This window comes from Methylobacterium guangdongense (assembly GCF_038442355.1).
In the GTDB taxonomy this organism is placed as follows: Bacteria; Pseudomonadota; Alphaproteobacteria; order Rhizobiales; family Beijerinckiaceae; genus Methylobacterium; species Methylobacterium guangdongense.
Window position 1 is genome coordinate 19,572 of sequence record NZ_JBBXMX010000036.1, and the last position, 9,031, is coordinate 28,602.

Annotated in this window: 8 protein-coding genes and 2 pseudogenes; all 10 read right to left on the bottom strand. The window is 64.9% G+C overall.

Features of this window, described 5'->3' with window-relative positions:
• Positions 1-24 precede the first annotated feature (24 nt).
• A complete protein-coding gene (locus AAHG09_RS30445; protein ID WP_342111860.1) occupies positions 25-414 on the bottom strand; it encodes a response regulator in 390 nt (129 codons plus the stop codon).
• A 6-nt stretch (positions 415-420) separates the two neighbouring features.
• On the bottom strand, positions 421-1,512 hold the full coding sequence (locus AAHG09_RS30450) for an HWE histidine kinase domain-containing protein (protein ID WP_342111862.1): 1,092 nt from the start codon (positions 1,510-1,512) through the stop codon (positions 421-423).
• A complete protein-coding gene (locus AAHG09_RS30455) occupies positions 1,412-1,894 on the bottom strand; it encodes a PAS domain-containing protein (RefSeq protein ID WP_342111878.1) in 483 nt (160 codons plus the stop codon). Before AAHG09_RS30455 ends, AAHG09_RS30450 begins: the two co-directional genes overlap by 101 nt.
• A pseudogene (locus AAHG09_RS30460) lies at positions 1,885-2,074 on the bottom strand (PAS domain-containing protein); the annotation flags it as partial. The gene AAHG09_RS30455 and the pseudogene AAHG09_RS30460, both read right to left, overlap by 10 nt.
• A 15-nt stretch (positions 2,075-2,089) precedes the next feature.
• Positions 2,090-2,949 (bottom strand): annotated as a pseudogene (locus AAHG09_RS30465) (IS5 family transposase).
• Positions 2,949-3,971, bottom strand: coding sequence for a GAF domain-containing protein (locus AAHG09_RS30470; protein ID WP_342111864.1), 1,023 nt, complete (start codon positions 3,969-3,971; stop codon positions 2,949-2,951). The pseudogene AAHG09_RS30465 and the gene AAHG09_RS30470 overlap by 1 nt, the downstream one beginning before the upstream one ends.
• Positions 3,920-5,284 carry a PAS domain S-box protein gene (locus AAHG09_RS30475; RefSeq protein WP_342111866.1) on the bottom strand — a complete coding sequence of 455 codons (1,365 nt, stop codon included), beginning with the start codon at positions 5,282-5,284 and terminating at the stop codon, positions 3,920-3,922. Before AAHG09_RS30475 ends, AAHG09_RS30470 begins: the two co-directional genes overlap by 52 nt.
• A 508-nt stretch (positions 5,285-5,792) precedes the next feature.
• Complete coding sequence (locus AAHG09_RS30480) at positions 5,793-6,119, bottom strand: DMT family transporter (protein WP_342111868.1); 327 nt, start codon at positions 6,117-6,119, stop codon at positions 5,793-5,795.
• Entirely contained in the window at positions 6,116-7,285 is a 1,170-nt protein-coding gene (locus tag AAHG09_RS30485) for an SDR family oxidoreductase (protein ID WP_342111872.1), read from the bottom strand. The genes AAHG09_RS30480 and AAHG09_RS30485 overlap by 4 nt, the downstream gene beginning before the upstream one ends.
• Positions 7,286-7,455: 170 nt before the next feature.
• Entirely contained in the window at positions 7,456-8,319 is an 864-nt protein-coding gene (locus AAHG09_RS30490) for a MipA/OmpV family protein (RefSeq protein ID WP_342111874.1), read from the bottom strand.
• Between the last annotated feature and the right edge of the window lie 712 nt (positions 8,320-9,031).

Below are 9,031 nucleotides of genomic sequence, written 5' to 3' on the forward strand. Positions count from 1 at the left end.
CGATCCTGCTGTTTTCTAACGGAGTTAGATCCGCGCGGGCGTCATTCGGTGTATCATCGCCGCGATCTCGTTGCGTTTGTAGGGTTTGGCGAAGAACACTCCCCGCGCCGGCATGTCCTCAGGCCGTGGCCGACGCCGCCCGGAGACGATGATGATCTCGATCGGTGGCCAGCGATCCCGGATCGCCGCCGCCAACTTCATCCCGTCGATGCCTCTCGGCATGTCGATGTCCGTGAATACCACCCGGATGTCTGGCCGGGCCTCCAGGATGCGGATCGCCTCCTCCGCGCTGGCAGCTTCGACCGCCTCGAACCCGGCATCCTCGACGCAATCCACCGCGTCGAAGCGCTGGATCGGTTCGTCCTCAACGACGAGGACGATCGGCCGTGCCGACGGAGTGGACTGACCTAGCATGTTTCCTCAGGATCCCTGCAACTGAACGAGCGGCGCCCGCATCGTCGCTTGGAACCCCGAAGGAAGGTAACGAAGGTCGACGTCTCCTGTTCCGACCAAGCCCGTTTTGATCAACCACGCGCCGAACCCCTTCCGCCCGCTCGTCGCGGGCGGGATCACGGGTGGCCCCCCCTGCTCGGTCCAGTCGAAAGTGACCTCCCGGTCCCCGTCCATTCCGTCGAGACGCCAATCCACCATGACCCGACCCTCGGGGACGGACAGGGCCCCGTACTTCGCAGCGTTGGTCGTCAACTCGTGTAGCAGCAGCGCCAGCGACAGCGTCGCGCGTGGTCCGAGATCGATCTCGGGGCCCGAGACCACGATGTGGTCGGCATGGCCTGCATTCGCGAGCACGGCCTCGACTACGTCCCGCGCGGGTGCCGCGGTCCACGCTCTGCGCAGCAGCACGTCGTGAGCGGAGGAGAGCGCGTGAATGCGCTGCTCGAACGCCTGGACCGGCGCTCTCTCCGGGATCGTGCGCAGCGTCTGCCCCGCAATCGAGAGCACCATAGCAAACGAGTTTTTGAGGCGATGCGAAATCTCCTCGTTCAGCAGGTGTTCGTCGGCCTCCGCCCGGACGCGGGCCACCGCGATCTGCACACGGTCGGCGACCACACGCACGAAAGCGAGATCTTCGTCCATGAAGACGTGCGGCTCGGCGTAGTGAAGCAACGCGATGCCGACGAGGCGGCCTCGCTCGATGATCGGCGCGTTGAGGAGGGAGCGCGCGCCGATGGTGAGCCACGCCTCTGCGTTGTCGTGGGTGCGAGGGTCGTAGGTGACATCTTCCACCGCGACGACTTCGCCGCGCTTGAGGTCGTCGACGAACGAGCCGTAGTCGCGGAAGCTGTGCGGGCCGGCGATCGAGGCATAGCCTGCCGCGCACCAGTCCGGCAGCACCTCGACGGTCTCCCGCCCGGCGTCGACCAGCCCATACCCCGCCCTGGTGGCCCCGGTGTTACGAGCGAGGATCTCGGCGGCGGCCTGGTTGGAGGGTGGCCACGGTGTCGAGATCGCGCAGCCGATCACCCAGTTCGAGAAGCGCGTCGCGACGCGCATCCGCCTCGATGCGCGCGGTGACGTCGAGAAAGACGACGCCGAACTGCTCGGGCCCGAGGGGGAAGGCGCTGCCCTGATACCAGCGGCGCAGGCTGCCGACTTGCCGCGTGAACGTCACGGGATGGCCAGTGTCGACGACGTCGGCGAACTCGTTGACCCAGTCATCCTCGATGCCGGGGAAGACCTCGCGGATCGTCCGGCCCCTGGCAGCGGTAGGATCGACGCCGACGAGTTCACCCCAGGCGGCATTGACGTCGAGGTAGCGCCAGTCCGTGATGCGTCCGGCGGCGTCTCGGATCGCTTCGCCAACGATGAAGTCCTCGCTGAGCCGCGCGAACAGACCGCGCCAGTGCGCGTCGCTCGCGCGCAAGGCCTCTTGCACGGCGCGCCGCTCCTCAATGTCGAGAAGCACACCGGGAAAGCTCAGCGCCGTGCCGTCCTCGGCCTTATCGACCCGTCCGTTGGCCTCGATCCAATAGTACCGCCCGTCAGCCCTACGCACGCGGTACTGGTGCGCATAGGCCCCGCCCCGGAGGATCGCCGACGTGATGGCCGCGGCTAGGGCGTCTCTGCAAAGTCATTTGAGCCAGAGCATGGTCATGCCAAGCGTGACCATGGCGAGATAGTTGGCGGCCCGCTTCTCGTAGCGGGTGGCGATACGGCGGTACTGCTTGAGCCGGCTGATCAGCCGCTCGACCTTGTTGCGCTCGCGGTATGCGGCTTTGTCGAAGTCGGGCTGGCGTGGCTGATCCCTGCGGGTTGGGATGACCGGTTCGATCCGGCGTTGCCTGAGGCGGCGGCGAGCCGGTGGGCTGGAATAGCCCCGATCCCCCGCCGTCCGGCGCGGCCGCAGGCGCGGTCGGCCTCGTCCCGGGCGGGGCACCGCCCCCTTGTCCATCAGAGCATCCAGCGCGAACTGCTCGTGACGCTCGCCCGTCGTCAGAACAGCCGTGATCGGCTTACCGCCGCCCTCGGCACGCAGATGCAGCTTGGTCGATCCTTCGACAGGCTCAGGATGAGGAACCGCCCTGGCTGCGCCCGAGCGCCTCGCCCACGCCTTCGACCGTGGCCTCACCCCCCGATGGCGCCGGACCGGCGTGCCCCGGCGGCGTGCTGGTGGGCGCACACCACCGTGGCGTCCACGAAGTGCAGGTCCCAGTCGAGATCCCCGCGTGCATCCGCTTGCGCTTGCAGGCGCTTCAGCACGCGGTCGAACACACCCGCTTTGCGCCAGCGGTAGAACCTGCTCGACACCGTGCCGACAGGGCCATAGCGCGCTGGCAAGTCCTCCCAAGGGGCGCCCGTGCGCAGGATCCAGAGCATGCCATTGAGGACTTGGCGGTGATCCTCTGCGGGCCGGCCCGTGGGCGGCTTCTGCGGAGGCAGCAATGGGGCAATCTGATCCCACTGCGCGTCAGTCAGTTCAAAGCGTCGCATCACGCCCACATGGGGGCGAACAGCCAGCCTGTGAACCCTTTGCAGAGACGCCCTAGTCCGGCTTGGTCCTCGGGATGCACGGTCGCGACGATCTGGGCGAGCGGGATGCCCTGACGGCCCAGCGCAGGATCGAGCCCGAAGGAGTGCGCGAACGCCTCATCGACGGTGAAACGATCCTCCGGGATGTTCCAGTTCCACGTGCCGATGATGGCACCCGCAGCGAGGGCGAGCTGAACGCGCTGCGCATTCTCGCGTGCGACAGTCTCACTGGCCTGGAGTGCATCCTGGATTGCACGTCGCTCTGTGACGTCCCTGACCGTACCGAACATGCCTAGGACGGTTCCGGCGTCATCGCGAGTGAAGGTTGTCCGGCGCACGATCCAGCGGATGCTGCCGTCGTCTGCCCGGCGGATCTGGTACTCGACGTCGAGCGAGGCGCTACCATCCAGCCGGCTGTCGTCGCTGGATCGAACGTCCGCATTCTCATGCAGGACCATCGCCTCGAAGATCGCGGCTGAGTAGAGGGGTGAGACGGGCACGCCGTAGAGGCGGCAGAACTCGGCCGAGACCTGCATCATGCCCGAGGCGACGTCGACCTCGAAGGTGCCGACACCGCCGGCCTCCTGGGCCGCTTGATCCCGAGCGCCGCTCGCCCGAAGCGCTACGTTCTGCGCCTCGCTCAGTTCGGCACGAGCGATTTTGGAGGCTTGGGCTTCCCGCTCACCTTCAGCGGCGGCCTGACTGTCGATCAGGGCTCGGCGCGCAGCGAGCAAGGAGACGACTTGCCGGCCGAGCGCACGCAAATCGTCGGCTTGCTCGGGGGTGAGGCCGCCGGGGCGCGGCAGGATGTCGATGACGCATAGGGAGCCGAGCACATGCCCGTCCGGGAGGCGCAGCGGCGCTCCGGCATAGAAGCGAATGCCGGGTTCGCTCGTGACGAGGGGATTGCCGGCGGTGCGTGGGTCGGCGGTCAGATCTTCGATGACCAGAAGGTCGGGCTCGACAAGGGCGAACTTGCACACCGATCGATCGAGATCGGTCTCGCAGGGGGCGAACGGTCCTCGCTCGCCGCCAAGCGCTCCTCGAACGACTTCCGCTCGCTGATGTCGCGCGAGACGGAGAGGATGCGTTCCGGCCGCCCGTCTGCACCGAAGATCGGCGTAACCTGCACGTCCCACCACTTGGGCGTGCCGAGGAAGGTGTTGGCCGGACCCTGGAAGTGCCCGACGCCCCCGCCCTTGGCCTTGTCCAGGGCTTCCACGGCATCGGCATGCCCCGGTCCCTTCCAGAAGCCGTGCCAGGGACAGCCCTTAATCTCGTTGAAGTCGCCGACCTCCATCACCTGAAGGCCGCCCTCGCTCATGAACGTCAGGGCGCCGTCGAAGTCGAGCACCTTGATGCAGTCGGCCGACGACGCGAGAACGCTGCGCATGAACTCGGCGTCCGCTTGCTGTTGGACGGCGGTGTTACGCTGCTCGGTGCGGTCGCTCATCGCCTTGACGAAACCCTGGTGCGTCCCGTCCACGCCACGAAGGGAGGTCATGTCACCGACCGCGTAGAACCGCCCTCCATCCTTGCGCATATGCCAGCGCACGTCCTCGGCGTGCCCTTCGTGGAGGACGAGCGCCATCTCCTCCCGCCCTCGTCCGGTAGCACGGTCCTCGGGCGTGAAGATCCGCTCGACGGTCTGTCCGCGCATCTCCTCGGCGGTCCAGCCCAGGATGCGCTCGGCTCCGACGTTCCAGTCGGTCACCCGGCCCTCGGTGTCCGTGACGATGATCGCCATCTCGCTGGCGCTGTCGAAGATCGCGCGCTGCCGCGCCTCGCTCTCGGCCAACCGCCTCCGGTTGCGGTGCGCCTCGGTCACGTCGATCTGGCTACCGAAGCGGTAGCGCAACCGTCCCTCGCTGTCGAAGACCGGGCCCATGAACAGAGCGTTGACGAAGGGCGTGCCGTCGCGGCGGTGGTTGGTGATCTCGATATTGAGGTCGCGGTTGTCGCGCAGCGCAGCGCGGATCTCATCGATGTGGTCGGGCTCGGTGTCCGGTCCTTGAAGGAAGCGGCAGTTACGCCCGACGACCTCGTCGCTGCTGTAGCACGTAAGGTTTAGGAAGGCGCGGTTGGCGAAGATGATCGGGTCGTCGTGCTGGTTGGGATCCGTGATGATCATCGGCAGGCCGGTCTTGTCGACAGCAGAGAACAGCACGTCGGCATCGGCTGTGGCTGAGCGGCGTCGGCTACCAGACGTTTCTGAAGCGGGATCAGGGTGCCCGTCCAACTTCGCCCGCAGGCGTAGGACCTCTGCCTCAAGCTCCTCGCGCGAGAGGCGGTACAAATCGCTATCTATCGAGAGGTTGGCCTAGCCCTCGGTGGCCGACGTGGTAGCTGACATTGGTAAGAGCCAGTGCCCTCACCCCGTCATGCCGGGTGCCGGATCGACGCCTTAAAGCCGCTTTCTGACTTCAATTAAAGTCGCTGGATGGCGGACGAATGGCCGCTTCCGGGATCTGCCGACGACTGCTCGGATGTCTGAGTGGGGTCGTAAGCCGTAGGACCGCTTGGGGTGGATTCCTGCACGTCTGCTTCTGAAAGATGGAGGCATCGAAGCGGACGTTTCCGCCGCCCCTGCTCACGACCCTATTGGTGCCTTGAGAGCGTTTGCTTCCGGGCTGGCGATTTATTGCCGCTTGTGACTTGGATAGGGGAGCCGTCATCCACCGCCATCGCTTGCACGGTTGTCTAAGCTTGGCTGCGAAGATGCAGCTGATCGATCATCTCGATGTAGGATCCAACACGCGCATCTTCGATGCGGAAGCCGCTTGATTGGCACTCCGGAGCCGCCATCAATGCTGGACTTGTGCGGCGGCAAGAACTGCAATTCCGCAGGCTATAATCGCGATGCCAGCGATCATCGCCACGTTGACCACCTCCCCGAATAGGAGTGCGCCTCCGAGGGCAGCCCCGACCATGCCGACGCCGGCCCAGATCGCGTAGACGACACCGATCGGCAGCATGTCCATGCTCGTAGACATCAGCCATAGGGCTGTCCCGTAGCCGAGTACGACGACAAGGGTCGGGCCCGGCTTGGTCAACCCGTCCGCTGCCTTCAGGGCCAAGGTGGCCGAGATTTCCGCCCCGATCGCCACTGCGAGGGTCAAGAACGGATTCATGCGATCGCCGCCATCGGCAAGTCCGGCGAAGACGCGGGTGATGCAGGTGCCGGCGCGAACATCTCAAGGTCGTCGGAGAACTGCTCGACGATCTCGGCTGAGTTCGCGAGGCAGATCGGCAAATAAGATGCGAGCGAGGGTGCCTGTGCAAAGCCCTCCTCGATGAGGCGCTCGTTGGCAAAGGTGAGATCGAGGGAACAGAAGGCGTAGTAGGCTCGGGTGGCGCGCAACATCGCCCGTTTCGATGCATCGTCGAGGCCGAATACCTCCGCGAAGCGCTTGCGCAGGAGGGAGCTGTCGCGATCGAGATCGAACTGCCGGAAAGAGCGTACGCCATCGCTCGGCTCAGCAGCCTCAAAGGCAGCGATCACGTCGGCCCAGCGGGTGCGCCCGGCAGCGCCGGCCGAGAGGTGATACAAGTCGTGCTTCAGATCCGGCTTCGTCAGGAGGCTGACGAGCGTCTCGGCGACCCAATCAGCCGGAACGATATCGACGCAGCTCTCAGGACTGCAGGGTAGCATACGCAGGGCATCGGCGGCCCGCAGCACCCAAAGTATGCTCGAACTCGGTGCTGCGCCGAGCGTCGAGTGGCCGACGACGATAGAAGGCCGTGCGACGACGATCGGCAGGTCGGGAAACTGCTCGGCAAGCGAGATCTCCGTTGCCGCCTTCGACTGCGTGTAGCCGACGATGTGTCGGGCACCATCGGCCGGATAGGCGGTTTCGTCGACGAGGCTGGGCGCGTCGGCCCCGCAAATCATGGCGGTGCCGACGTGTAGGAACCGCTCCAGTCTCGCCATGGCCTGAGCACGGCGCGCGAGCGCCAACGTTCCGTCGTGGTTGGTACGGAACACCCCCACTCCACCCCACCACGACGTGTCGGCGGCGAGATGAAGGACGTGGGTGCACTCGTCGAGCCGCGGATCCATGTCGTGGTCGGCACGCGTGAAATCGCCCGGCACGATCTCGACCTTGCGCGCGAGGCGCTGGGCCGTGAACGGGTCGGTGAACCGCTCCAGGCGCGCGGCTACGCGCTGACGCCCCTGCTCGATACTCGCGCAGCGCACCAGGCAAACCCAAGTCACGTCCTCGTCTCGACCGAGTGCCATGTGTAGCACGGCGCCGCCGATCAGCCCGGTCGCGCCCGTCAGAAGAATGCGTGCCACTGTACTCTCCACCTGTTCTGGAGAGTGATAGCCAGAAAATCTTGGAAACAATCCGGCGAGGCAAATCTACATTGTTGAATTAGACCTTGTGTGTTCAACATGCAACAGTCATCACGAAAGCGTGAGCTTCCCGTCTGACGTCGCGTGATTTGTTTAGATTTGGCCTTTGGTCACGGGGCTATGCGAAACGAATAGATTGCTCCGACAGCAACCGTGAACTCGTTCGCACTGCCGACGTGCCGGACAATCGGGCTGTCAGATGCCGATGCGATCAGCCGATCATAGCGAACATAGCCGAGTGTCTGCCAGGCATCCGACCAGTCGTAGCTGAGTGCCGTTGTCGCTCCGGCGGAACGCGGTCCAGCTGAGGCGCGGTATGGCGTGAGGATCGGGTTCACGAGTGCCGTCCCGACGGGCACGTCGAAGTCAAGCCGCATCGCAGCCGCGTCGCCCACGACGAATCGCGGTCCAGCGCTGAGGGTGAAACGCCCAACGCGGGCTACGAGATCGGCCCCCAGCTTGGCTATGAGCCCATCGTGAGCGCGGACACCCTGCGTTACTTCGGCCCGCAGCCTAAGGGTATCGGCGATCGGCCAGACCTCGCCAAACAGGCCGATACCAACCGTCACCGGCAATCGCGGTAATCCAGCGAGCCGGCGATCATCGTTGTTGTGGCGGCCTTCACGGAAGTCCAGCACTGCGCCCGCTTGCAACGCCCCCTGACTGATGAGCGTGACATCGAGGCCGTCGTCTGGGGACCACCAGTCGCGTGGCTCATCGACTTTACGGAACGACAGGTAAGGCAGCCCCCAGAGCCCTGTTTGCTTGCTACCCTGGAAACGGGGGCCGCGCCCGACAAACCCGCCGACCGAAACAATGGTATCGCGATCAAACAGGGCGCTAAAATCGTCGGCCCGAGCCGATGCCGTCGAAGCTGCTAGGACCGCCGCCAGATATAAGCCCAGAGAAGTCGAGCGCCGCCGCTGCAGCCTTCGATCTAAGATCGCATACGATCTCAACTGTGAGCGGCTCACCGTCAAGTTCCTCAGGTTGCCTTTGCCATACAGATCGTCCTTATGTCACCTCAACACTAAAGGCAGTTCGAACGCTGCGCCAATGCGCGTTCATCGGCACCGTGTCAGTCCAATGTGAGCCGGCGGGGGACGCTACATCAGGGCAATCTGGCCATAAGTCCGTGGCACTCGCCCGTCATCGTAAGCCGCTGCCGTCCTAGCCGCCCTTAAAAAGACGATGCCTCCACCACCGGGTTTGCGCCTCGCTGGGCCTATAGTCACATCCGGCAAGTACGCCATAGATGAACCAACGTGCCCCTCCCGCCGGAGCAAGGTCCGACCAGCGACGGCTTGCCGTCATCCGCTTCTAGCGTCGAGCCAGCGCTTTCTAGACGACCAAGATGGGCCCATTGCTGCCCTCACGGCGGCGAGGCAAACGACTATTGTTGCGGCCCGGTGTGGACCAGGTTTTAGGGCGAGGTGAGTTTGGTGCGGAGCGTCCGCTTCGAGGCGAGTCGCTGACTTCCACTCGCCACTCCTAACCGAGGTTGCCGAAAGTTTGGCTAACGACCGCTCTGGGAAAACGCAAACGGCATTCCCGGCGGCTAGAGGCTGTTATGGACCTGGGTCGGGCTGATGCTCAGATGGGCGGGCATGAGCATTGCCCGCAAGCCGTATTCGTCCGACGTTTCCGATGAGGAATGGGCGCTGGTTGCGCCCTACCTGACGCTGC